Source organism: Coleofasciculus sp. E1-EBD-02, from assembly GCF_040218245.1.
Lineage (GTDB): Bacteria > Cyanobacteriota > Cyanobacteriia > Cyanobacteriales > Coleofasciculaceae > Coleofasciculus.
This window is the reverse complement of sequence record NZ_JAVJQN010000057.1, coordinates 21,650-46,189: the sequence shown is the minus strand read 5'-3', so window position 1 is coordinate 46,189 and position 24,540 is coordinate 21,650. Positions and strand designations below refer to the sequence as shown.

The window sequence follows — 24,540 nt, the reverse complement described above, 5'->3', positions numbered from 1 at the left end:
TATAGCCATTAGAACCAAGCCAAGTTTCGCATTGTATCCAAAAAATGGAGGTAAACAATTTGATACTCATTGCAAATATCTCAACACTATTCATAAAGCGGATGGCTTCGCCTTTTCATTTGTTGGCGGCGATTCCTCCAGCGCTTGACCTATCGGTACAAGCGTGGGACCCTCGCCGCATTTTTGCTGGCACAACTTTAACCTACCGATTAACGCTGGAGATTCACTAATGAGATTAATTCGCGAAATTGTTCAAGAAGCGGAAAAGACTGGCTACCTGACCCTACAAGCTGAAGACCAATTGCGTCAGCTTTTAGCGAACAAGTACGACTGGGAAGACTTTACAGCGTTTATCCAATTGCAGCAAGCGGTGATGGAAGAGCGGGTGAAGCAAGAGTCTCGTGAGCTACTCTACACGCTATCCTCTTGCTCCACTCCTACCCCTTGCCCTCAAGCGGGGTAGATTCGCAAGCGGCGATTGGGTTCATCACCAAAACTATCGGACTTGAGGCGATAGTGTTCCACCAGTTCGTGCTGCATCTTTCGCACTTTTGGCGATCGCGGCAGTAATTCGACGGGCTGTCCATTAGGAATCACGATTTGCTCCACGGCTAACCGGGCTTCTTCTAGCGCCTCAATCTCATCATCACTGCCACTTTGGGTAAACAACCGCAAATCCGCTGCATCGGGAACTCCAGGATCATCCATATCCAACATCCGCCGCAGGGCGCGACTCACTTGGGGAACGGTGCTGGCTTTAACGGCGTGAATTGGGATTTGCCGGGAGCGGGCAATTGAGCGCAGTTTCGAGTGACTTTTAACATGCGATCGCAAGCCTAAAATGGCATCGGCGCTATCCATGTCCTTGGTTAAGACAACGGGTAAATTTAGCACCCGAATCACCTGCTCAATTTGATGGCGACTCACCCCATACGGATAGACATGGAGGGGCAAATCTTCACCATTGGGTCCAATCGTGTCTATAACCTCGCCAACGGAATTGGGTTGTTGCCAAGAATCATGAAGCAGCTGATCAAAATAACTGGTTTGAGCCGCAGCCGATGATGAGGAACGCGATAGTGGTTGCATCTGTCCCGACGAACGCCAGCCACTTGGTTGTGCCACTAAACCGGACTGGGTACGGCGCTCCAGGGGAGCGGGTGCATCGGGGAATTCACGGGTAATAATTACCTTATTCTGCTCATCCACCGTCCGCACTTGGGGATTCGGTTTGCGTCCCCGCAGTAGCGCATCCACGGTATCCGCCACACTCTCATGCACTACCCAGCGCTGACGCTCCAGCATTTCCACGGCAATCTCAAACGTGGGCGGGGCTTTGCGTTCCAATACCGTCTTTTGAGAACCTCGGCGTCTGGCTTCATCATCACCCAAAGTTACGGCTTGAATCCCACCGACTAAATCGGAGAGCGTAGGATTTTTAATCAGATTCTCGATTTGGTTTCCATGGGCTGTTCCCACCAACTGCACCCCCCGTTCTGCGATCGTGCGAGCGGCGAGGGCTTCGAGTTCGGTGCCAATTTCATCAATGACAATCACTTCCGGCATGTGATTTTCTACCGCTTCAATCATCACCTGATGCTGAAGTTCTGGACGCGACACTTGCATCCGCCGAGCTCGACCAATGGCAGGATGGGGAATATCGCCATCGCCAGCAATTTCATTGGAGGTATCAATAATTACCACCCGTTTTTGCAGATCATCTGCCAGCACCCGGGCAATTTCGCGTAACGCCGTCGTTTTGCCCACACCTGGACGCCCCAACATCAAAATTGATTGACCCCGTTCGACGAGATCATGAATCAGACCAATAGTGCCAAACACCGCTCGTCCGACGCGACAGGTTAACCCGATAATGTCGCCGGGGCGATTGCGAATCGCGCTAATCCGGTGTAAGGTTTTCTCCAGTCCGGCTCGATTATCCCCACTGAAATGCCCAACCCGCTCAACACAATAGTTTAATTGTTCAGCGGTGACGGGGGTTTCGGACAGATATTCGGCACCAGAGGGGAAACGCACCTCAGGAAATCGACCCAAATCCATCACCACTTCAATTAAATTGTCGCGATGGGGGTGTTGCTCCAGGATTTGGCGAATATCCTCTGGCAAAATAGCGAGTAATTTTTGGAGATCCTCAGTAATCTGCATCCCAGCTAAATTGGTGGTGTTAGATAAGGCTTGATTGGATAACGATTGGGGATGGGATGGGTTCATCCCGTTGGCATTCACCATAGGCTTGTCATTCGTCATTTGTCTTATGTCATACTCGCTCCCTTGAGAAGCAAGCTACGTCCTTTGTCATTCGTCCTTTGTCCTTTGTTTATGTAAGGGTTTGAGGACTATTGACAGAACCTACTGAGTTCGGGTTGAACAGGCTTAGGCACAGACTTCAGTGGAGACACCAAGGAATGGGCTAGAGCCACGGCTTTTGCCAGCCGATGCGGATCATTTTCCAGGTTTGCCCTTGATGATAATGGAAATGCTTGGAAATTGATATTATGATTTGCTTCATGGTATTGATCGAGTTGGTCTAAAATTGGAGCCAGTAATACCCGGGCATAGCTTCCGTAAGCCACACCCGCGACAAAGGGCTGGATGGGGTTAGCGGTAGCGTCTTCTGGGGTTCCAGGGTTGAGGAGTCCTGCTGCTTTGAGTTTACTGACGGTATGGTGATTGGTTCCACCCGCCAGTTGCACGTATCCAGGTAAGTTGGCGGATAACACCTTTTGTGCCAGTTTCACGGCTTTGCGCGTGGTTCCTGTACCAATATCACCGCTCATGGGTTTGCCATCGGTTTGCCAGAGGAGGGGACAAGGTAAGGGCGTGATCAGGTGATAAAGTTCCCAGAGATAATCAATCATGCCCTCACCATCTGGACAACTGATAGCCAACAACTTCAGGGTATGCATCCAGGGAGCGATCGCGCCCCAGAGTCGTTTAAAATCGGTAAAATGCCCGACTTGGGTGTGAATTTCCAAAGCATCAACGCCCGTTGAAAGAATCAGTTCCGCTAACGTTGTGGGGGTGGATACATAGGAGCGAGTATAGATCAGTTGACTGGGGCAAACGGGTAAGCAACGTCCGCAGCCATAACAGCGTTGATCAATAACACCGGAGAATCCCTTGGGCGAGTGAGGATAGGTGAGGGGTTGGTCAGGTTTCGCCTGTTTTAGGGACTCCGGCGGAGTTGGCGGTGGCTCAAAGACAATGGCTTGAGCCGGACAAATCGTTTGGCAAGGGCGAGGACAGTCTGGAGGACAAGCATTGGGATTAAATTCAGCTTTGCGAAAATGGGGATCTTCCCCATCATTTAAACTGACCATTAACCAGGGTTGGTTACTGTATCCCATGCCTTGTGCTTGACCGGACTCCACCAGACTTGTCGCCACCCCTAAGGCTGTCTTTGCCGCCGCAATTACGGCAGGGTCAGCTGCCACATCAATACAATCAGCCCCAGCTAGAGTATACGCCAAGGTGAGGTTACGAACGGCAGGGAGGTGCTGAAAACTAGCGCCACAGATGAGCTTGAACCAGCGACCTTCCCTTAGGGATTGTAAGGGAGTGTACAGTTTAGTCACCCTTATATGCTAATTCCTTGTGCCAAAAATGGGGAGATTTATTTCTCAAGAAACCTGGGGGATAATCAGCCCTAGGGTTTAGGGTTAAGGTGGGGATGCTACCCCTGCGATCGCGACACTGATCGGTTAATGTCGCCATATCTAGGCAGTTGAGTTGGCAGTTCCCCTAAATCTGGGGAGTGAATCCCGACGGGGGTGTTTCTCATCTCCGACATGAATGAACCTGAATTTCACGTTTAAGTTTTGTAACATTAATGAATCCGGTTGATCCAGTACAGACATGCCATGGGGCATCTCTACTGATTCCCACAAAAAGACCCCGCTCTGTTCATTTGGCGGAGTCAACCTTAACTCTCTACTACACTAAAAAGATTACTGTAATCCCAGGGCTAGATCTATGAAGTTTCGGTAAAGTTCAGGGAGAAAAGGTTAAAGATTCTGTAAAGCTACTCCCCCTCAACCCCTCAACCCCTCAACCCATCACCGTAATTATGGGTATTCAACCGGACATGATATTGTTAAGCTGCAAGTCCCCAATATCCCAGAGTGACAATAGAGTGATAGAGTCATGGCAAGACTGTACCTCTATAGACATAAACAGATTTTTACTATTCATCCCCATCCAATGACTCTTCCGGAATATCTAAGATTGGCGAATTCCCCAGCGCATCAAGTCTTTCCCGATTAAAGCCAATGTGGATTTTATGCAGTTGAGCTAATTGTTGGTCAACCGATAAAATAAACTGATCCACGTTAGGGCGATCAAACTGCTGAATGATTTTGGGTGTTTCGGTGATTACTGTTCCCGTCGCCAAAAAACTGTAAATCTTATTTCTCAACGCTACATATTCTTGGTATTGGCGAAAATTATCCCTAAAGTTTTCTTCATACTTAAAAATTCGGGGAATTTCTCGAAACAATAAGGCACTGGTTGACGCCACGAGAAAAATACTAATCAATCCCTTATTGGCTTGTTTCCATCCCTCACGAGTAATGACAAACAGGCAAATCCCTGCCAAAATAGCCGCCCCAGTAGCTAAAGATGTGTTAGTGTTTGGATTGGGATTCGGTGTTTTATCGGAGGACTGACTCATCAGAATATCCTCTTCAGGCGGGTTGGTAAATAACGCAGACGGAAAACTTAGACCTGTTCAGCGTTTGGACGATTGATTGATTCTCCTTTCATTGCAAACAGCGTGAATATTAGTCTTTCTCAACTATGATAGTGATATCCGTAACGTTGGCGAGGATCTTTGATTACATTATTTTAACGTGTCATCAATGCTGCATTGTTGATCTAGCCAGGGTTTAGCGAATTTTTTCCCTTGGGGAGAGCGGCTGGGGGGTTGAGCTTAAGTTAACACGGATGAGCAATGCCTTGCCCCGACGACATTTCCTTGTCCTTCCACCTGGTATCCCTCCGCACCTCTGCTTCCCTGCTTGCCCAGCCAAAGCATCTATTATAGATAAGGTGTTAGGGATAAAGATTTCTTACAGGTTGTGCTAATAAATAGAGAGAAATGGATGATTTACCGTTAGCTATTAATCTTTTGCCATTTTCTACAGGAAACGGAATTCGATCAACTCACGGATCGACCTGTGCATTAGCCGGATAAGAATGGGCAGACTAGACAAGTAGACTAGGGGCAGGATCAAACTAATTGAGATCTCCAATACCTTGAGACGGACTCCTCCCCAACCCTCCCTTTGTCAAGGGGAGGGAACTCAAACTTTGCTCTGCTCACGGCAAAAACTCTTGATTGATCAGCGAGTCAATCTGCTGGATTATTGAAGGACTGACAATGCCAGATTTATTAACAACACTGTTGTATATTCCTCACGGTCATTGCTACTTGTGGCAAACGAATTTAGTTTCCCTACATGTTATTTCTGACGCCTTAATCGCGCTGGCTTATTTTTCAATTCCTGTTACTCTGCTTTACTTTGTTAGTCAGCGAGAGGATGTCCCGTTTCCCAGAGTATTTTTCTTATTTGGTGCTTTTATTATTGCCTGTGGAATGACTCATGCTATGGGAGTCTGGACACTTTGGTTTCCAGATTATTGGCTCTCTGGCTTGATTAAAGCGTTTACGGCTCTGGTTTCTTGTTACACGGCGTTAGTTCTGATTCCGCTGATTCCCCAAGCCTTGGCGCTACCCAGCCCCGCTCAATTACAAGCGGCGAATCAGGCGTTGGAAATTGAAATCCGCGATCGCAAGCAAGCAGAAGCCGAGGTGCGTAGTCTGAATGCTCAACTTGAGGAGCGTGTGAATGAGCGCACCAAGGAATTGAGACAGGTGAATCAGAAGTTAGAGCGGGAAATCACAGAACGTATCCAAGTCGCCGAAGCCCTGTTTGAAGCCGAAGAAAAATATCGCAGTATCTTTGAAAACGCGGGTTGGGGGATCTTCCAAACCACCCCCGATGGACGGTATCTTAGTGCTAACCCGGCTCTGGCTCAGATTTATGGTTATCCCTCTTCCGAAGCCTTGATCAGCCGACTCACGAATGGGGAACATCAACTCTACGTGGATCAAAACCAACGGGCTGAATTTAAACGCCTAATTCATCAACAGGGTTCTGTCTCCAGCTTCGAGTCCCAAGTATATCGCCAAGATGGGAGTATTATCTGGATTAGTGAAAATACTCGTGCGGTGCGGGATGGGAATGGGGTATTGCTGTACTATGAAGGCTCCGTCGAAGATATTAGCGATCGCAAGCAAGCCGCCGAACAGTTACAAGCTAGTGAGCAAAAGCTACGCCAAATCATTGATCTAGTGCCTCACTTTATTTTCGCCAAAAATTTAGATGGACAGTTTATCTTAGTCAATCAAGCGATCGCGGATGCTTACGGGACAACAGTAGAACATCTGCTCAACCACAAAGACGAGGACTTTATTAAATCCCCCGAACAACTGCGCCGCATTCGCGAAGAAGAACGGCAAATTATCCAACAGGGACAACCCAAACACATCCCAGAGGAACGGGTTCCCGATGCTCACGGGAATATCCGCATCGTGCAAACCACCCGCATTCCCTTTTATGTCACGGGTTCAGCAACACCCGCAATTCTAGGCATTGCCATTGATATTACTCAACGCAAACACATTGAACAAGAACTGCGCGAAAATGCTGCCATAATTCGCGCCTTATACGAAGTCACCACCGGACAAAATTCTGACTTTGAGCAAAAGCTGCAAAACTTACTAACCATGGGACGCCGCCAGTTTAATCTGGATGTCGGTATCCTCTCTCATATCGAAAACATTGACACCGAGAACGGGCGTTATGAAATCATCGCCGCCCAAATGCCCAATAATTTGAGCTTCAAAGGCGTCACTCTTGACCTGAAACAAACCTACTGCGGCGAAATCGTACACGCCAAAAAACCCCTTTGTATCTTATCCGCTAGCACCAGCCAGTGGCACAATCACCCCGGCTTCAAAGTTTTCCAAGTCGAAGCCTATATCGGTGTCCCTGTGGTTGTCGCTGGAGACTTGTATGGTACGCTCTGTTTCGCCAGTCTCACCCCCCGACAAACGCCATTCAAAGACATCGAAATTGAACTGTTACGACTGATGGCGCAGTGGATTGGTGGCGAAATTGAGCGTCAACAGGCGGCACAAGAACTGGCACAAGCTCGCGATGCGGCTTTAGCGGCGACTCGGGCTAAAAGTGAATTCCTCGCCACGATGAGTCATGAAATTCGCACGCCGATGAATGGGGTGATTGGTATGACTGGACTGCTTTTGGATACGCAGTTAACCTCTCAACAACAGGAATTTGTCACCACAATTCGTAATAGTGGCGATACCTTACTCACCATTATTAATGATATTCTCGACTTCTCCAAGATTGAATCCGGCAAACTGGAGTTGGAAGAAGTCTCCTTTGATCTGCAAGTTTGTATTGAAAATTGTTTGGATCTGTTAGCCGCCAAAGCCACTGATAAAAACTTAGAACTTGCCTATCAAATCACACCTCAAACTCCCCGAATGATTATTGGTGATGTAACCCGCTTACGGCAAATTCTGGTGAATCTGTTAAGTAATGCGGTTAAATTTACCCAATCGGGGGAAGTGATTGTTTCCGTTAACGCCGAGAAACTCGACTATGAACAATGGGATCGCCTGGAAACAAAAACTAGCCTAACTCCACGGATTACTCCCTCGGCGGCTACCCCTCATTATCGGATTCAATTTGCGGTTAAGGATACCGGAATTGGTATTCCTCCAGAACGATTAAATCGATTATTTCAACCCTTCAGTCAAGTAGACTCCTCAACCACCCGCAAATATGGTGGTACAGGATTGGGACTTGCCATCTGTAAGCAATTGTGCGAAATGATGGGTGGGACAATGTGGGTAGAAAGTCAAGATGGAGTGGGTTCAACCTTTTACTTCACGTTGGTGGTTCCGGCTGATCCGAGTACCCAGCAGAATACGAATCAGGTTTGTCGATTGGAACTCGATGGTCAACGACTACTAATTGTTGATGATAATGACACCAATCGTAAGATTTTGATGCGCCAATCTCAAGTTTGGGGAATGGAATGCTATGCGGCACAATCAGGGGTTCAAGCCTTAGATTGGCTGCATCAGGGAGAACGGTTTGACTTGGCAATTCTGGATATGCAGATGCCAGAGATGGATGGGGTGACATTGGCGCAAAAAATCCGTAAAGTTCCCGGTTGTCAAACGCTGCCTCTGGTGATGCTCTCGTCTCTGGGTGAGTTGCAAGTCGATACACCTGATGTGAAGCAGACGTTTGCGGGGTTTCTGACTAAACCGATTAAACAGTCTCAACTGTGTGATGTGCTGATGCAAGCGATGGCGGGGATACCGATTAAGGTGAAAATCCACAGCGCTAAGAAACCAGACATTGACGCCAAGATGGGTGAACGGTTACCCCTACGGATTTTACTGGCGGAAGATAATCCAGTGAATCAGCAGGTAGCGCTGCATCTGATGCAACGGATGGGGTATCGAGCGGATGTAGCCGGGAATGGGTTAGAAGTCTTGGAAGCGCTACAGCGTCAGCCTTATGATGTGGTGTTTATGGACGTACAGATGCCAGAAATGGATGGGTTAGAGGCATCTCGGCAGATTCGTCAAGCGTCGTCTGATTTGGATGAGGATACTCAATCACAACGTCCGCGAATAATCGCTATGACTGCTAATGCCATGGTAGGCGATCGCGAAATGTGCATCGAGGCAGGTATGGATGATTATATCAGCAAACCCATCCGTATTGAGGAATTGGTTGAGGCGTTAAAGAAAGCAGGGGGAGCAGAGGGAGCAGGGGGAGCAGGGGGAGCAGGGGAAGCAGAGGGAGCAGGGGGAGCAGGGGGAGCAGGGGGAGCAGGGGAAGCAGGGGGAGCAGAGGGAGCAGGGGGAGCAGGGGGAGCAGAGGGAGCAGGGGGAGCAGGGGGAGCAGAGGGAGCAGGGGGAGCAGGGGGAGCAGGGGGAGCAGGGGAAGCAGAGAAAGCAGAGGAAGAGGAAATTAAAGCCTCTGGGAGTTCTGTTGATACAACCCCATCGGATAGTACCACGGTGGCGGGATTGGATCTGTCCGATAAAGCCGTGTTTGATCCCGTAATTTTTCAACAATTACGTGAGATGCTCAACCAAGAGGAGGTATTAGCCGAAGTGATTACCCGCTATCTAGAGGATGCGCCTAAACTCTTACAAGACTTGTCCGATGGGATTACCCAGGGAGAAACCGAACTGGTGACGCGAACCGCTCATACATTGAAATCCAGCAGTGCGATGCTAGGAGCAACCCGTCTAGCTCATTTGTGTCAGGAGTTAGAAGCTCAGGCGAAGAGTGAGAATCTTGAAGTGACAGCCGCGTTATTATCCCAGATTAAGGTTGAATATGAATCCGTGAAAACAGTTTTATTAGAACACAAACCCGAACCTTAGTTCGTAGTAGGGAACCTTAGCCCTAGATTCTGTTGGGTTGAGCGAAGTCGTTGGGTTGAGCGAAGTCGAAACCCAACCTACAACTATTCCACTCTTTTGGTATAGTAATCGTTATGACCACAGACTTAACTGATCCGACACTTGATCAAGCGATCGCATATTTAACCACGCCTTCTGCCCAACCCCCTGAATCAAAGGCTGTGGTTGAGGCGCTGTTAACCGCTGAGAAGACAGCCAAACAGACAAAAGTACGCCATAGCTATTCCGAGTTACTGGGAACATGGCGATTAGGGTTTATCACCGGAACTAAACGCTCTCGTCAGCGTGCTGGCGTGGTTTTGGGTGCAGGGCGGTTTTTGCCCAAATGGGTGAAGATTCAGTTATCCTACTCCCCCTCAGAAGCCAGTCAAGAGCAAGGAACAGTGGTAAATTCAGTACAACTGGGATCTCTGCAACTGGTTGTCACTGGACCGACTCAGTTTTTTGCCACAAAGAATATCCTGGCTTTTGATTTCACCCGTATGAACGTGTCATTATTTGGGTTAACATTGTATAACGGATATATTCGCGGCGGTCAAGAGCGAGAGGCTTCTTTTTATGATAAACCGTTAAAAGATAAGGCATTTTTTAGCTATTTTATTGTCGAAAAATGGGCAATTGCTGCAAGAGGACGCGGTGGTGGGTTGGCATTGTGGACAGGAAGGTAGTCAATTTAAACTTAAATAATTTTCACAGAAGCTTAGATTTTCTATTTTGCAATAAATTATGAAAGGTTACATACAAGGACAAACAATTATTCTATTAGAACGTTTACCTGAAAATATTAAAGAAGGTGATCAAGTAGATATTGCCATTACTCCAATACCCCAAGAAAATTATCCTTTTCCCACTTTTGAACTAGCAGTCAAAGACGAATATATTAATAGAGAAAAAATGGGTCTTCCGTAGTTGGTGTGCTAAATTGTTAGTTGGAAAGTCCAAAATCTTGGACAGCAAGAGCTTCAACCATTTAGACCCGGATTTCAAGTCGTTTTGAGTAGCTTAGAGGCTACAGTCCTTATTTAGCTTACTCTTTGGCTATTAAAACTGATAGTTTAGCACACTAAGTCCGGAAGACCCGAAATTTTAAACACAATTAATCCCTAAATAGCAGATAAATAAAACGATGTAATTCCAAGTCACTCCCTTATCTGTCTCTAAAGTCCGTGCTTTAGCTGATGTAGGGGCGGGTTTAGGGACTAACGCTAGCTTGTTATATCAAGTCCGGTGAATTGCCCATAATAGCAATGCTTTAACCGCAAGGGTTTCGGGCTTTTTTATTAAGGGTGATTTGCCGGACATCATATTATCCATCAATGAAAAACAAAACCTGCCCTATCTCACCCATAACAGTAAAAAACACGCACCTTAAACGTCTCAACTATTCCAGACCAGAAAATAATGCTGTCCAATCAATTTTAGCGGGTCTTGCGCCTTTATTCACTAACTCAAAAACCTTCCCCTCTGTCACCGGATGATCAATACATTCCACACAGGCGGCGGCTACATCAATTCGACTGGTTTCACCGTTTAGGGTATCGCCTGTCCCCACAACCACACCTAATTTGCCGTCGGTTTTTGCCTTCAATAGCGTGTTTAAATCATAGGAAGTGTAGGGGCCATCAATGAGCCGTGCGGGGCGAATAATTGTGTAGGGTAATCCTGAATTAATAATAGCTGATTCCCCCTTTTCTTTAGCATCCAGTACACCGAAAGCATTCAAAAGATTGAAGGGGGGTTTATCTTTCCGCAAAACACCGCAGGAGGAGATAAACACAAATCGCTTTAAATCCTTGGGTGCAACATTGACTAAATTACTCACCCCTTGAGCATCCACTTGTTCCGGACTATTGCGAGCATGAGTGCGGCGATAGTCGGCATCCAGATAAATTTTACCCCATTCAATTAAATTTCCTAACCCCTCCCCTTGATCCATTGTGTCGAAATCCCATTTATTAGAGGGTAAGGCTGTAGTTCCAGTACAACAAATAATGTGAGTAATAGTCTGAGTGGCGGCGGGGAGAGTAGCTGGCTGACGGATATCGCCAATAGCAATTTCTACCCGGTTATCAAACATCGTCCGGGCTTTTTCGGCGTTGCGGGTAAGTACGCGCACAGGAAACCCTTTCTCTAGGAGTTTGGCGACGGTTAATTGTCCCACTCCGCCTGTGGCTCCGGCGACGAGTACCCGTTCTTGAGTTCTGGCTGTTGGTGAAGTCATGATGCTCTATCCTCTCTGGATACTGTACCTTAGAACCGGGAATAGAGCAATGCGATCGCGTATTTCCTTCCAGAGGGTAGAGACGTTGCATGCAACGTCTCTACAACGGTTTTACTCAGGATACCCACCCCCTTCAAGGTGAATTTACGGAGATGAAATGTTGAACCCAGGTTCACACCCCGTATTTTCCACGAGGACTAATCAGAATCACTATGCAACAATTTATCAAAGTGGACAGTAAACCCCCCATTTAACGCTGGGTTCTCTCAGTCTTCTGATCCATTTTCAGGAGATGAAACCGGAATGGGTTGAGTTATAGATAAGGAGATTATCGCTGTCATGATTGTAGCCATATTTTTAAACACGTTAATACAGGTTAGGCATTTTAAGGAGAGCAACAATGGTTAAAATTTTAGTGATTGAAGATGAGGATTCTGTACGCGAGAATATTCTGGAACTGCTGGACGCAGAAGGGTTTGATGCGATTATCGCGGAAAATGGACAGAAGGGTTTGCATCTGGCACAACAACATGATCCGGATTTAATTTTGTGCGATGTACTGATGCCAGAAATGGATGGTTATGGGGTTCTTTCTGCCTTGCGTTCTCAAGGTAAGACGGCTAATATTCCGTTCTTATTTCTCACCGCTAAAGCCGCCAAAACTGATATTAAGCAAGGGATGAATTTGGGCGCAAATGCCTATCTAACTAAGCCCTTTACCTTGGCAGAATTGCTGGATGCGATCGCGACTCATGTTGGGATGATTCATCGGTAGTTCATTTATCGGTGAGGCAGGGCGGGTTTTGTTGTTCATGTATTGGTGACAAGTCGTTTTAATGGCTAAACCCGCCCCTACAATTTTGACTCAATCCGATGGTTTGGAGGTGGAAATTAACCAGATAACGTTTATTCTAGGATTCGCCAATGTCAAACCTTTTATGTTTCATCCATTCATGACTTATGGCTATCTCATCCAAGCATCTATCAATTAACGCTAATGAACTGGGGACAATGGAGAATCATCTGTTAACCCTACAAGTGGCAATTATGCAGCAGATTGCCCAAGTAAGCCAAGGGAACGGTGTTCCCCAAGATGGGCTGCAAACGACGGTGGATCAATTGCGCCACGTTCTAGACGTTGATTCCTGTCTGATGTTTATAGTATCAGACTTTGAACCGATTAAGACACCCTTTGAGGGAGAGGTAAAGGGAAAAAAAAGACAAGAAAACCTGTATCAACTACTGCGAGGAAAGGGAACTGTAGATGACTCATCCTCTCGGCTAATTTGTGAGTTCTACGGGAAATATTATACTTGGCTAATTCAGGGAAAACCACTGATTTTTCCGATCGCGGATGAACCCCCCCCAGCGCCAATCCAAGAATGGCAGAGGGTTTCCAGTTTACCCCTGTTAATTCTACCCCTTTGTCATCGTCAATCCTTTTTTGGGGCGATTAGTCTGATGGCGACGCAAGCGCAACGCCAGTGGAGTCAGGCGGAAATTGATTGTGTCTGTGCGATCGCGTCTCAATGGGCGATGGTATTCTATCACATTCAACAAGAACAAGAGTACCACATTCAACAGCAAAAACACCAGCAGGTTATCGCCGCCTTAAATCGGGCGGAATCGCGAAACCACGCCCTTTTAGAAATTATCCCCGATGCTTTGTTTCGGATTAACAGTGCGGGGATTTATTTAGATTGCTATGGCACAAAAACCGACACGCTTCCTATTCCCGCCGCCGATATTATCGGTAAACATTTACATCAAGTTCTGCCGACGCCAGTGGCGGGATTAATTTGGGAACATATTGAACAAGCACTGGAAACGAAAACCATTCAACGGGTAGAATATCAACTCTGGGTGAATGGCAAAGCCCGCAATTTTGAAGCGCGAATTATTGCTAGTGGGTTTGAAGAAGTTTCGGTGATTGTCCAAGATGTCACGGATCGGGTGCAAATGCGACTCAGCCTAGAACAAGTGAATGATGCTTTAGAAATGCGCGTGGAAGAACGCACGGCGGCGTTAAGGAAAGTGAATGATGTTCTTCAAGCCGAAATTATCGAGAGAAAACGGGTGGAGGAACAACTCCGCACCAGCGAAGAACAGTTACGTCAACTGACGGAAAATATTCGCGAAGTCTTCTTTTTAACCACCCCTGATTTTAGCCAGATGATCTATATTAGTCCAGTGTATCAGGAGGTATGGGGACGTTCGACTAAAAGTTTATATGAACACCCTTCATCTTGGTTAGAATCCATTCATCCTGAAGATCGCGATCGCGTGGCGCAAGCGTTACGAAAACAGTTCCTAGGGGAAGAGAATTTCCAGGAAGAATATCGGATTGTTCGCCCCGATGGTTCGGTACGTTGGATGGGAGTACGGGCGTTTCCGGTGGTGAATGAGGCGGGAATTACGACAAGGATTGCCGGAATTGCCGAGGATATTACGGAACGCCAACGAGTTCAAGCGGAAATCCTCAATGCTTTGGCACAAGAAAAGGAATTGAGTGATTTAAAGTCACGCTTTATTACGGTAACGTCTCATGAGTTTCGCACCCCTCTAACTACGATTCACTCTTCAGCCGAGTTACTGGAACATTATCGTCATAAATGGTCAGATGAGAAACAACTGATGCATCTGCATCGAATTCAAACCTCGGTTAAATATATGACAAAATTATTAAATGATGTATTAATTTTAGGTAAGGCAGATGCAGGGAAAATTAGCTTAACCCCAGAACCGATTGATTTGGAAGTATTTTGTGCCACATTAGCCAAAGACCTACAATTTAATCAGCCCGAACTCTCTGGTATTAACATCAGTTATGAGTGGCAACCGACCCTTAATGCCCAAGAAATAAATCTCGATAAGCAATTACTCCAGCAGATTGTAGAGAATGTGTTAAGCAATGCAATTAAGTATTCATCCCCAGAACAAGCGATTGAGGTTAAACTCAAAGGGAATCGCGAACAAATTATCATGGAAATTCGCGATCGCGGCATTGGTATTCCCCCAGAAGATCAAGACCGAATATTTGAAGCATTCCATCGGGGAACCAACGTTGGCACGATTCCAGGAACCGGATTAGGACTCGCCATCGTTAAAAAATGTGTGGATATTCATCAAGGTGATATCCACATTAATAGTATCATCGGGTTTGGCACTACAGTAACCGTTACTTTACCTATATTAAACTCATGAAAAAGATTCTAGTCATTGAAGATGAAGAACTCGTCCGGGAAAATATCTTAGAACTCTTGGACGCCGAAGGATTAACTGGAATTGGCGCAACGAATGGTTATAAAGGGATCGATTTAGCCAAAGTCGAGAAACCGGATTTAATTATTTGTGATGTGATGATGCCGGGATTGGATGGGTATACTGTGTTAAAAACACTGCGTCAGGAGACAACATTTGCCACCACACCTTTTATCTTCTTAACCGCTAAAGCGGCTAAAGCCGACTTTCGACAAGGGATGGAATTAGGGGCAGATGATTATCTCACCAAACCCTTTACCCGGGCAGAATTACTGGGCGCGATCGCGACTCGGTTTAAAAAGCAGCAGCAGTATCGTAGCGAACTTGAGCAAGCAAAGGATCAACTCGATTATTTAATGCATCATGACTCCTTAACTAACTTGCCTAATCAGTTATCGTTACGGGAACAATTTAAACAGATAAAATCGACGCATAGCCAGCAATTAATGACGATTATGTGTGTCGGTTTAGACCGATTTAATCAAGTTAATGACGACTTAGGGCATAGTGTAGGCGATCACTTATTACAAGCGGTAGCCCAACGTTTAGTTAACGGAGTCACCTTTGAGGATTATGTAGCACGATTAGGCAGCGGTCAATTCGCGATTATTCTGCCCACAACCCCCCATAAAAAAGATGCAGTTTTCGTTGCCCAAACTCTCTTAGAACAATTCTCCCAAACTTTTGCCATTGATGACCAAGAAATTTTTGTCACCGCTAGTATTGGTATGGCACTCTATCCCCGTGATGGCAGGGATATTGAACAGTTACTAAACCAGGCTAATAAAGCCATGTTTCAGGCAAAGCAACAGGGAGGAAATTGTCATCAGTTTTACTCGATTGCCTTAAGTAAAGGAACCTCAGATCGGGTCGCTTTAAAAACGAGTTTACGCTATGCCTTAGAACGAGATGAACTTCAGGTTTACTATCAACCGCAACTTGATTTGGAAACAGGCAAAATCATCGGTACGGAAGCCCTTTTGCGCTGGGAACATCCCGAACGGGGACTGATTTCTCCGATTAAGTTTATTCCCCTAGCAGAAGAAACGGGATTAATCCTGCCGATTGGGGAATGGGTATTAAAAACCGCTTGCCAGCAAACTCGCCATTGGCAAAAAATGGGTTATCCTCATTTAAAAATTGCCGTCAATTTATCCGGGCGTCAATTTCAACAATTAGACTTGCGTCATCGATTAGTCAAGATTTTCACCGAAACCGGATTGCGCCCGGAGTATTTAGAATTAGAATTAACCGAGAGTATGCTGGTGGAAAATACCGATGTAGCGATTCGCCGCTTACAGGCATTAAAAGCGCTGGGTGTGGAGATTGCCATTGATGATTTTGGCACAGGGTATTCGTCTTTAAGCTATTTACAGCAGTTTCCCTTTGATACCTTGAAAATTGACCGCTGCTTTATTCGCAATATTCAGGATAATCCGAGTCAGGCGGCAATTACCCAAGCGATTATTGAAATGGCAAATACGCTGGATTTAAAATTAGTGGCGGAAGGGGTGGAAACGGATGCGGAACTTTCCTTTGTGGTGCAGCATCACTGTCATAAAATGCAAGGGTATCTGTTTAGTAAGCCTTTGCCCGCCAAAGCGTTTGAATCCTTATTATTCAGCGGAAAATCTTTAGCGGGGGTAAATCTTTCATCCGTTTGAGGACACCTGATGTTTCCGAATGTAGGGGCGGGTTTTACAACTATCCTTTCTTCCCTCACCCAGATGCGACTAAACCCGCCCCGAAGGAGTTTTTAGTTTGGTAAAAAATGTTAATACAAACCATGAAAAAAATTCTAATTATCGAAGACGAAGAAGCCGTCCGGGAAAATCTCATGGAATTGCTGGAAGCCGAGGATTTTGAAGTCTGCGGCGCTGGCGATGGTTGTGCGGGATTAGATTTAGTGCAGCAGTATCAACCGGATTTAATTTTATGTGATGTGATGATGCCCAAATTAGATGGGTTTGGCGTCTTAAACACATTACGGAAAAATCCTGTAACTGCAACCATTCCATTTATGTTTCTCACCGCCCGAACCGATAAAACGGATTTGCGTCAAGGGATGGAACTAGGGGCAGATGATTATATTACCAAGCCCTTTAGTGTCGATGAATTACTGAATGCCATTGCCTCCCGGTTACAAAAACAAGCGATAATTGAGGAACAACAAACGCAAAAACTCGACCAGTTACGCACCAGTATCAGCCTGTCTCTCCCCCACGAAATGCGATCGCCGCTAACGAATATTCTGGGATTTTCCCAGTTATTAGTGGAAGAAGTAGATACCCTGGAACGGCAGGAAATTAAGGAAATGTCGGAAAGCATCCGCAAGTCCGGCGAACGATTACATCGACTGATTCAAAACTTTTTACTCTACGCCGAACTAGAACTCACGGTGACTGATGCGAATCGGATTCAAGCCTTACGTAGTTCTCGAATCAGTTCAGCGGCTTCGGTGATTGAAGCAACGGTTTGGCAGATGGCGAAACGCAGGAATCGAGACGCTGATGTGACTCTTGAGGTGCATGATTCCAGTCTACAAATAGCCAAAACTCGGCTGGAGAAAATCCTAGAAGAATTAGTGGATAATGCGTTTAAATATTCGACGGCTGGCACTCCGGTTTCGGTGATGGGGAGGACGGTTCCCAATCAATCATTCTACGCCTTATCAGTTAGCGATCGCGGACGGGGGATGAGTCGGGAACAAATTACCAAGTTGGGGGCGTATCAGCAGTTTGAACGTAAACTTTATGCCCAACAAGGTTCAGGATTGGGATTGAGTATCAGTAAGCGGTTAATCGAACTGTTGGGGGGAACTTTAACGATAGATAGCATACCCAATCAACACACTACCGTTCGCGTTCTTCTTCCTGTTTAAAAGGGAACAGGGGAAGCAATGTAGAGACGTAGCATGCTACGTCTGGAAGCTGGGGAAGATGGGGGAGATGGGAGACAAAATTTCTATAGCCCATTACCCTATTGCCTATTGCCTATTGCCTATTGCCTATTGCCTATTGCCTATTGCCTATTGCCTATTGCCTATTCCCTGTTCCCTGTTCCCTGTTCCCTGTTCCCCGTTCCCCGTTCCCTAATAAATGACATAAGACGAATGACCAAGCTACCCTAGGGAAGCGGGATTCGACCGATTTTGGTTTCAGTTATGGCAGGACACAGTAAATGGGCAAATATTAAGCGCCAGAAGGCGAGAGTGGATGCGGCGAAGGGGAAAACCTTTGCCAAACTCTCACGAGAAATCATTGTAGCTGCCCGTAGCGGCGTTCCTGACCCGAATGGGAATTTCCGGTTACGCACGGCGATTGAGAAGGCGAAGGCGGCGGGTATTCCCAATGATAATATTGACCGGGCGATCGCGAAAGGGTCAGGTCAGTTTGATAGTGGTGGTGACAACCTGGAAGAGATTCGCTATGAGGGCTATGGTCCTGGAGGTGTGGCAATTCTAATTGAAGCCCTTACCGATAATCGTAACCGCACGGCGGCAGATTTGCGATCGGCGTTTACTAAAAATGGCGGAAATCTGGGGGAAACGGGTTGTGTGAGTTGGATGTTTGAACAAAAAGGAGTGGTAACGGTAGCCGGAGAGGTGTCCGAGGATCGGCTATTGGAAGCATCACTAACTGGTGGTGCCCAAACTTATGAGTGGATTGAAGACGACGAGGAACCGGGGGTGGAAGTTGTCACCGAAGTCACCAATCTAGAACACCTAAATCAAACCTTACAGGATCAAGGCTTCAGCGTGCGCGATGCTGAGTTACGTTGGATACCGGGGAATAGCATAGAAATTACTGATCCGGATGTGGCGCGATCGCTCCTAAAATTAATGGATGCCCTAGATGAGTTGGATGATGTGCAGAACGTCACCGCCAATTTTGAAATGGCAGATGATTTGGTGTCGTTGACGATGGCGTGAGACGAGGATCAACCATGACACAGGCACTCTTACACCCCAAAGCCCAACGGTTCGTCCATTCTGGAATGAGTTGGCAACAGTTTAAATTACTACAGGAAAGTTTTGCCGACTCTCCGGGAATACGGCTGGCTTACTACAAAGGAGAGGTTGAAATCTTGACCGTTTCCCCAGATCATGAATCAATCAGCCGCATGATTGCCGGTTTGCTAATCCTGTATTTTCTGGAGAACGAAATCGAATTCAACCCATTAGGGAGTTGTACTAAAGAGAAATCTGAGGACGTTTCCGCCCAAGCTGACGAATCCTTTGCCATCGGTAGTTCAACAGCGACTACCCCTAACCTCTCGATTGAAGTGGTTTTTACCAGTGGCGGCGAACGAAAGTTAACCCGCTACAAAGCATTAGGGGTTCCAGACGTATGGTTTTGGGAAGATGGTGTACTCAGAATGTACCAGTTGCAGGAATCGGGATATAAACGGATCACGCGATCGCACGTTCTACCCAATCTTGATATTAACCTACTGTCTCGGTGTCTGATGATGGCATCCAAAGTTGAAGCCACCCGCGAATTCAAACGCGGTATCTCTGAATAAGTTTGTAGTTTGTCGTTTGTAGTAAGGGCTTTAGCCCTATTTTATCAGGCATGAGACATCAACCCCACCGACAAATAAAATCGTAGGGTGGGTTAGGCGGTATTTAATCCAGACAGTTTGTAGTAAGGGCTTTAGCCCTATTTTATCGGGCAGGAGGTATCAACAATAACGATTTCAGTAGATATCCGCCATAACCCACCACTCACTTAACCCCCTATCATGATCAATAAACCCATAATTAAACCCTATTTTCATATTGAAATTCTCGATTCCACCGTATTTTTAATCTCAGAACAGGAATCCTTTGCCCTCAGCGGACAGCTTTACACCCAATTAACCCCCTTACTCACCGGACAAACCGTTGACGATATTATTGAACAACTACAAGACACCGCCTCAGCAGCGGAAATTTATTATGCCCTCATGTTAATGGAACAAAAGGGGTATATTGTCGAAGCCCAGCATCACATCTCATCCGAAATCGCCGCTTTTCTAGCAACCTTACCCGTTAATCCCATCTCAGCATGGCATCGCTTACAAACCACAACCGTATCGGTGCAATCCTTGGCAACCTGTTCGGTTCCAGACATAAAAACCCATCTGGAATCCCTCTCCCTAAACCTGGGGAAAGACGGTGATTTAACCCTAGTTGTCACCGATGACTATTTGCGCCCTGAACTCGCTGATATTAACCACCAAGCTTGGCAAAACCAACAGCCTTGGCTATTAATCAAACCCATCGGGACAACCCTCTGGCTAGGACCCCTATTTCTACCTGGAAAAACTGGATGTTGGCACTGTTTAGCGCAACGGTTACGCACCAATCGCCCGGTGGAAACCTATATCCAAAACCAAAACCCAAAGGCATCACTTTTTCCCACCGCCAAAGCCCTCCTCCCCTCCACCTGGCAAACCGGATTAAATCTGGCGGCGACGGAACTGATTAAATGGATTGTCCAAGGCGAAAATCCCCAAGTTACGGGACAAATTATTACAGTAGATACCCTATCCCTAAACACCGAAACCCATACCTTAGTTCAGCGTCCTCAATGTTCCTGCTGTGGCAATCCGCAACAGTTTAACCAAACCCCATCTCCTATCTATCTCAACAGTCAGAGGAAAACCTTTACCCAGGATGGCGGACACCGTTCTGTCTCACCAGAAGCCACGCTGAAAAAATACCAGCATCATGTGAGTCCGATTACGGGAGTTGTACATACATTACACCCGAAAAAACTGACAGACAATGGGGTGATTCACAGTTATTATGCGGGACACAACTTTGCCATGATGTTTGACCCTCTCTACTTTTTGCGGCAAACCGTGCGCGGGAAAAGTGGCGGGAAAGGGAAAACCGATAGTCAGGCAAAAGCGAGTGCGTTATGTGAAGCGATTGAGCGCTATTGTGGCATATTTCAAGGGGATGAGATTCGCCAAAGGGGATGTTATCAGGAGTTAGGCGATCGGGCGATTCATCCGAATCACTGTATGCTTTATAGTGAAGCGCAGTATGAGAATCGTCAGGAAAGTAATGAACAAGCGACGCCAAGTCAACAGGTTCCCGAACCCTTTGATCCGCAACAGGAATTAGACTGGACGCCTGTTTGGTCATTAACCCATCAACAGTTTAAATATCTTCCTACGGCTTATTGTTATTACGGCTATCCCAGAGAACAAAATCCCTATTGTTGGGCAAATTCTAATGGCGCAGCGGCAGGGAATACGGTAGAAGAGGCAATTTTGCAAGGGTTTATGGAGTTAGTAGAACGGGATGGAGTGGCGTTGTGGTGGTATAATCGGGTGCAGCGTCCAGGGGTCGATTTAGCGAGTTTTGATGACCCGTATTTAGCGGAGGTGGTTGAGTATTATCGCTCAATTGATCGGGAGATGTGGGTGATTGATATAACGACGGATTTGAATGTGCCGACGTTTACGGCGATTTCTCGACGAGTTAATCGTGAGATTGAAGATATTGTCTTCGGTTTCGGCGCTCATTTTGACCCGAAAATTGCGCTATTACGTGCGATAACGGAGATGAATCAGGTGCTTCCGGCTGTGTTATCGGTGGCGGATGATGGAACAACGGCGTATCGTTTTAATGATCCAGTGGCGTTGGATTGGTGGCAAAGGGCGACGATTGCCAATCAGCCCTATCTGGTTCCTGATTCGAGGGTGAAGATGAAGGGTTATGGTGATTATTCCCGGATGGGACGCGAGGATTTGGCGGACGATGTGAGGAGTTGTGTTAATATTGCTGGAAAGCAGGGCTTGGAGGTGTTAGTTTTAGATCAGACTCGTCTGGATATTGGTTTGCCTGTGGTTAAGGTGATTGTGCCGGGATTGCGTCATTTTTGGCGGCGATTGGCGTTTGGACGGTTGTATGATGTTCCGGTAAAATTGGGCTGGTTGTCTCAACCGTTGCTGGAGTCTCAGCTTAATCCGATTCCTATGTTTTTGTGATTGTAGGGGGCAACCGCTTCCTTCTTGCTTCCCTCTCCCCTGGTTGGGAGAGGGGCTGGGGGTGAGGGGGTTTTCCGTTTAAGTTGACACCAATGATAGATGTGCGCCCAATAATGTGTGTCCAACTGATTTTGTGGTGGGGATAGGAACGTTGAACCGGCGCTAAAGCGCAACTACAAGCGCAACTACAAGCGCAACTACGCAACTACAAGCGCAACTACAAGTGCAACTACGAACCCGATTAATGCCTTATGTCACTTCCTTTTATTCTGTCATTTCGTAAGGATATTACTGTAACTGAAGAGTCGCGCGATAGCATGATGATTCAGTCAACCCGTATTAAGGGTAATCTCCCTCAGTATACGCTGAATCTGGAACAGGTATCGCCGGGATTATTAAGTGCGATAAATAGTTTATCGACAGCCGGGGGAACAGAGGAGAGTCTGAGTGATAGTGTTCTCCAATCTGATGGGTTTGAGAGATTGGCAACGTTTTATTATTATCTGAATCAGTTTATTCAGTTAGGGTGGATTTGTCATACGGTTGTTGGGGATGGGTTTCCTATCGCTACACGAGTTCCGATTTATCCGTTTAAAAGGTTTCAGGTTCAATCGGCGACAGTTGAACAACAATATACTCTCTCGCGTTTTGCCTACTGTCATAAACAGGACAATCAGCTAATCCTGGAATCTCCTTTATCATACGCCCAAATTAGTTTAGCCGATTGGCGCGGCGCTGCACTGGTTTCTGAATTAGCGCAACCGAGAACCGGGGAGGAATTGTGTCAAAGGATACCTGGATTGACGCCAGAAACAGTACAATTATTTTTCAGTTTGCTCTTGAGTAGTCAAATGCTGGGTGTTGTGCAGGATAATGGCAAAATTGAGGAGGATGAGAGTCATTCGCTCATATCCTGGGAGTTTCACGATTTGCTGTTTCACGCCAGAAGTCGCAAGGGGAGACATAGCAATGATTCTGGGAAAACGTTCCGCTTTTTGGATAAGATTCCCCAGCCTCCGATGATTCAATCTAGGATGTCCGATGAGATTATTGAGTTGTATCAGCCGGATATCGAGAAACTCAAGGCGGAGGATTATTCCTTTACTTGGGTACTTGAGGAGAGGAAATCGATTCGGAGTTATAGCGATAAGCCGATAACCGTGAAGCAATTGGGGGAATTTCTGTATCGCTGCACTCGGAATAAGCGAATTACGGCGAAGGATTATGGGGAATGCACCCACAGACCCTATGCCAATAGTGGTGGTCGATATGAGTTAGAATTGTATGCGATCGCGAATACCTGTGATAATCTAGACTCTGGAGTTTATCATTATCGTCCTGAATCTCATCAGCTTTGTCGATTGACGGGCAGGAATGAGAATGTGGAGGCGCTGTTAGAAGAGGCATATTTTGCAACTGGCAAAGCTTGTACATCCCAGATTTTGTTAGTATTTGCAGCCCGGTTCCAACGAATGGCTTGGGTTTACGAATCTGCTGCTTACTCTCTCATCCTCAAAGATGTCGGTTCCTTAATGCAAACGATGTATCTGGTAGCAACAGCGATGAATCTGGCACCTTGCGCGATCGGCTGTGGCAATTCTGATTTGTTTGCGGCGACAGTGGGAACAGATTATTATCGGGAAACTTCAGTCGGCGAGTTTATTCTGGGTAGCCCATCTGTATATTAGCCGAATGATACCATCCAGACTGATTTAATTTCCCCGACCCTCTTGCATAGATAAAATAAGCATTGTATATTAATATAACTATAACTTGGCGTAGCGGATTTAAGGGAAACAAGAGTCCCTAGGACATCGGTCAAGGAACCGAGTTTCTTTGGGTGAAAGGTTTATATTACGTTGTCATCCTCACGAGAAACCCGGTTTCTAGGAATACTTGTTAGACTAACAGCCTTTCACGCTACGTTGACTATCATTACTTCCCTTGACTAGATTCTTGGAATAATAGGAGAAAAACAATGTCAGTTTTGGTAAAGAATAATCCAGCAACTCAAAAGATTTTGTCCAAGATTATTGCCCAGACATGGGTAGATGAACAGTTTAAATCGCAATTTCTCTCGAAGACAAATCCTGTTTTAGAAGAGAACGGGTTAACGATTCCCAGTGGTGTAGAGTTTGAAGTGATTAACAACACCTTAGTAGGAACAATGACTAACAAAGTTCCTGGTCAAGACGGTAATGTAGTTTGTGAAATTCCTCTCCCCTCCAAGCCAATGGGACTGACGGATCAACCGATACAGTCTTGGACTAACAATCAAAACTCTAATTATCCTGTCGCCGACGGCGAAGAGGGTGACTGTAGAATAACTTTATGATTTTCCCAAACTACTATAGTAATCCTACTCTCTGCCTGGTCTAAGATTATCTACTACCAGGTAGCGAAAACCTCTGATTTTTGTCTGAATAATGATAATTTTGTATATATATACGGTGTGTATATTACTAATTTATTCTTGGAGATAAGTCGTAAAACCCTAGGATTATTTCCAGGCATA

General features: G+C 46.2%; 19 protein-coding genes. 15 read left to right on the top strand and 4 right to left on the bottom strand.

Going from position 1 to position 24,540, the window contains the following annotated elements; translation table 11 throughout:
- Positions 1-229: 229 nt before the first annotated feature.
- The gene (locus RIC07_RS09855; RefSeq protein ID WP_446394362.1) at positions 230-463 is read left to right on the top strand and encodes a hypothetical protein; all 234 of its coding nucleotides are present in this window, start codon (positions 230-232) and stop codon (positions 461-463) included.
- Here the strand turns inward: RIC07_RS09855 and RIC07_RS09850 are convergent.
- The 3 genes from RIC07_RS09850 to RIC07_RS09840 form a co-directional block, all read right to left on the bottom strand.
- Positions 451-2,166 (bottom strand): R3H domain-containing nucleic acid-binding protein, encoded by a 1,716-nt coding sequence (locus RIC07_RS09850; protein ID WP_446349997.1) that lies wholly within the window; start codon positions 2,164-2,166, stop codon positions 451-453. The genes RIC07_RS09855 and RIC07_RS09850 overlap by 13 nt on opposite strands.
- Before the next feature lie 191 nt (positions 2,167-2,357).
- The gene (gene ldpA, locus RIC07_RS09845; protein ID WP_446394361.1) at positions 2,358-3,596 is read right to left on the bottom strand and encodes a circadian clock protein LdpA; all 1,239 of its coding nucleotides are present in this window, start codon (positions 3,594-3,596) and stop codon (positions 2,358-2,360) included.
- A gap of 608 nt (positions 3,597-4,204) precedes the next feature.
- Positions 4,205-4,690 carry a hypothetical protein gene (locus tag RIC07_RS09840; RefSeq protein ID WP_446394360.1) on the bottom strand — a complete coding sequence of 162 codons (486 nt, stop codon included), beginning with the start codon at positions 4,688-4,690 and terminating at the stop codon, positions 4,205-4,207.
- Positions 4,691-5,398: 708 nt separating this feature from the next.
- Here RIC07_RS09840 and RIC07_RS09835 point away from each other — a divergent pair.
- The 3 genes from RIC07_RS09835 (at position 5,399) to RIC07_RS09825 (ending at position 10,468) form a co-directional block, all read left to right on the top strand.
- Positions 5,399-9,520 (top strand): response regulator, encoded by a 4,122-nt coding sequence (locus RIC07_RS09835; RefSeq protein WP_446394359.1) that lies wholly within the window; start codon positions 5,399-5,401, stop codon positions 9,518-9,520.
- Between the two features lie 113 nt (positions 9,521-9,633).
- Positions 9,634-10,227, top strand: a complete 594-nt coding sequence (locus RIC07_RS09830) for a hypothetical protein (RefSeq protein ID WP_446394358.1) — start codon at positions 9,634-9,636, stop codon at positions 10,225-10,227.
- Between the two features lie 58 nt (positions 10,228-10,285).
- Positions 10,286-10,468, top strand: coding sequence for a hypothetical protein (locus RIC07_RS09825; RefSeq protein ID WP_446394357.1), 183 nt, complete (start codon positions 10,286-10,288; stop codon positions 10,466-10,468).
- 472 nt (positions 10,469-10,940) lie between these two features.
- On the opposite strand, the gene RIC07_RS09820 is transcribed toward RIC07_RS09825, so the two are convergent.
- Positions 10,941-11,780 (bottom strand): SDR family oxidoreductase, encoded by an 840-nt coding sequence (locus RIC07_RS09820; RefSeq protein WP_446394356.1) that lies wholly within the window; start codon positions 11,778-11,780, stop codon positions 10,941-10,943.
- A gap of 400 nt (positions 11,781-12,180) precedes the next feature.
- On the opposite strand from RIC07_RS09820, the gene RIC07_RS09815 reads away from it, so the two are divergent.
- From RIC07_RS09815 to RIC07_RS09765, 11 genes are all read left to right on the top strand, one after another.
- Entirely contained in the window at positions 12,181-12,555 is a 375-nt protein-coding gene (locus tag RIC07_RS09815) for a response regulator transcription factor (RefSeq protein ID WP_446394355.1), read from the top strand.
- Positions 12,556-12,616: 61 nt separating this feature from the next.
- Positions 12,617-12,772 carry a hypothetical protein gene (locus RIC07_RS09810; protein ID WP_446394354.1) on the top strand — a complete coding sequence of 52 codons (156 nt, stop codon included), beginning with the start codon at positions 12,617-12,619 and terminating at the stop codon, positions 12,770-12,772.
- The gene (locus RIC07_RS09805; protein ID WP_446394353.1) at positions 12,741-14,984 is read left to right on the top strand and encodes a PAS domain-containing sensor histidine kinase; all 2,244 of its coding nucleotides are present in this window, start codon (positions 12,741-12,743) and stop codon (positions 14,982-14,984) included. The genes RIC07_RS09810 and RIC07_RS09805 overlap by 32 nt, the downstream gene beginning before the upstream one ends.
- Positions 14,981-16,705: an EAL domain-containing response regulator gene (locus RIC07_RS09800; protein WP_446394352.1), complete on the top strand. Its 1,725-nt coding sequence runs from the start codon at positions 14,981-14,983 to the stop codon at positions 16,703-16,705. Before RIC07_RS09805 ends, RIC07_RS09800 begins: the two co-directional genes overlap by 4 nt.
- Positions 16,706-16,827: 122 nt before the next feature.
- Entirely contained in the window at positions 16,828-17,922 is a 1,095-nt protein-coding gene (locus tag RIC07_RS09795; protein WP_446394351.1) for a hybrid sensor histidine kinase/response regulator, read from the top strand.
- Between the two features lie 33 nt (positions 17,923-17,955).
- Positions 17,956-18,171, top strand: coding sequence for a hypothetical protein (locus RIC07_RS09790; protein WP_446394350.1), 216 nt, complete (start codon positions 17,956-17,958; stop codon positions 18,169-18,171).
- Between the two features lie 33 nt (positions 18,172-18,204).
- Positions 18,205-18,972: a YebC/PmpR family DNA-binding transcriptional regulator gene (locus tag RIC07_RS09785; protein ID WP_446394349.1), complete on the top strand. Its 768-nt coding sequence runs from the start codon at positions 18,205-18,207 to the stop codon at positions 18,970-18,972.
- Positions 18,973-18,986: 14 nt separating this feature from the next.
- On the top strand, positions 18,987-19,565 hold the full coding sequence (locus RIC07_RS09780; protein ID WP_446394348.1) for a Uma2 family endonuclease: 579 nt from the start codon (positions 18,987-18,989) through the stop codon (positions 19,563-19,565).
- A 219-nt stretch (positions 19,566-19,784) separates the two neighbouring features.
- Positions 19,785-22,025, top strand: a complete 2,241-nt coding sequence (locus RIC07_RS09775; protein WP_446394347.1) for a TOMM precursor leader peptide-binding protein — start codon at positions 19,785-19,787, stop codon at positions 22,023-22,025.
- A gap of 251 nt (positions 22,026-22,276) precedes the next feature.
- Complete coding sequence (locus tag RIC07_RS09770; protein WP_446394346.1) at positions 22,277-23,713, top strand: SagB family peptide dehydrogenase; 1,437 nt, start codon at positions 22,277-22,279, stop codon at positions 23,711-23,713.
- 290 nt (positions 23,714-24,003) lie between these two features.
- On the top strand, positions 24,004-24,360 hold the full coding sequence (locus tag RIC07_RS09765; protein WP_446394345.1) for a hypothetical protein: 357 nt from the start codon (positions 24,004-24,006) through the stop codon (positions 24,358-24,360).
- Positions 24,361-24,540 lie beyond the last annotated feature (180 nt).

Coding starts and splice junctions, on each gene's coding strand:
- RIC07_RS09855 (WP_446394362.1), top strand. CDS start 230: ATGAGATTAATTCGCGAAATTGTTCAAGAAGCGGAAAAGACTGGCTAC.
- RIC07_RS09850 (WP_446349997.1), bottom strand. CDS start 2,166: ATGCAGATTACTGAGGATCTCCAAAAATTACTCGCTATTTTGCCAGAG.
- RIC07_RS09840 (WP_446394360.1), bottom strand. CDS start 4,690: ATGAGTCAGTCCTCCGATAAAACACCGAATCCCAATCCAAACACTAAC.
- RIC07_RS09835 (WP_446394359.1), top strand. CDS start 5,399: ATGCCAGATTTATTAACAACACTGTTGTATATTCCTCACGGTCATTGC.
- RIC07_RS09830 (WP_446394358.1), top strand. CDS start 9,634: ATGACCACAGACTTAACTGATCCGACACTTGATCAAGCGATCGCATAT.
- RIC07_RS09825 (WP_446394357.1), top strand. CDS start 10,286: ATGAAAGGTTACATACAAGGACAAACAATTATTCTATTAGAACGTTTA.
- RIC07_RS09820 (WP_446394356.1), bottom strand. CDS start 11,780: ATGACTTCACCAACAGCCAGAACTCAAGAACGGGTACTCGTCGCCGGA.
- RIC07_RS09815 (WP_446394355.1), top strand. CDS start 12,181: ATGGTTAAAATTTTAGTGATTGAAGATGAGGATTCTGTACGCGAGAAT.
- RIC07_RS09810 (WP_446394354.1), top strand. CDS start 12,617: ATGGCTAAACCCGCCCCTACAATTTTGACTCAATCCGATGGTTTGGAG.
- RIC07_RS09805 (WP_446394353.1), top strand. CDS start 12,741: ATGGCTATCTCATCCAAGCATCTATCAATTAACGCTAATGAACTGGGG.
- RIC07_RS09800 (WP_446394352.1), top strand. CDS start 14,981: ATGAAAAAGATTCTAGTCATTGAAGATGAAGAACTCGTCCGGGAAAAT.
- RIC07_RS09795 (WP_446394351.1), top strand. CDS start 16,828: ATGAAAAAAATTCTAATTATCGAAGACGAAGAAGCCGTCCGGGAAAAT.
- RIC07_RS09790 (WP_446394350.1), top strand. CDS start 17,956: ATGCTACGTCTGGAAGCTGGGGAAGATGGGGGAGATGGGAGACAAAAT.
- RIC07_RS09785 (WP_446394349.1), top strand. CDS start 18,205: ATGGCAGGACACAGTAAATGGGCAAATATTAAGCGCCAGAAGGCGAGA.
- RIC07_RS09780 (WP_446394348.1), top strand. CDS start 18,987: ATGACACAGGCACTCTTACACCCCAAAGCCCAACGGTTCGTCCATTCT.
- RIC07_RS09775 (WP_446394347.1), top strand. CDS start 19,785: ATGATCAATAAACCCATAATTAAACCCTATTTTCATATTGAAATTCTC.
- RIC07_RS09770 (WP_446394346.1), top strand. CDS start 22,277: ATGTCACTTCCTTTTATTCTGTCATTTCGTAAGGATATTACTGTAACT.
- RIC07_RS09765 (WP_446394345.1), top strand. CDS start 24,004: ATGTCAGTTTTGGTAAAGAATAATCCAGCAACTCAAAAGATTTTGTCC.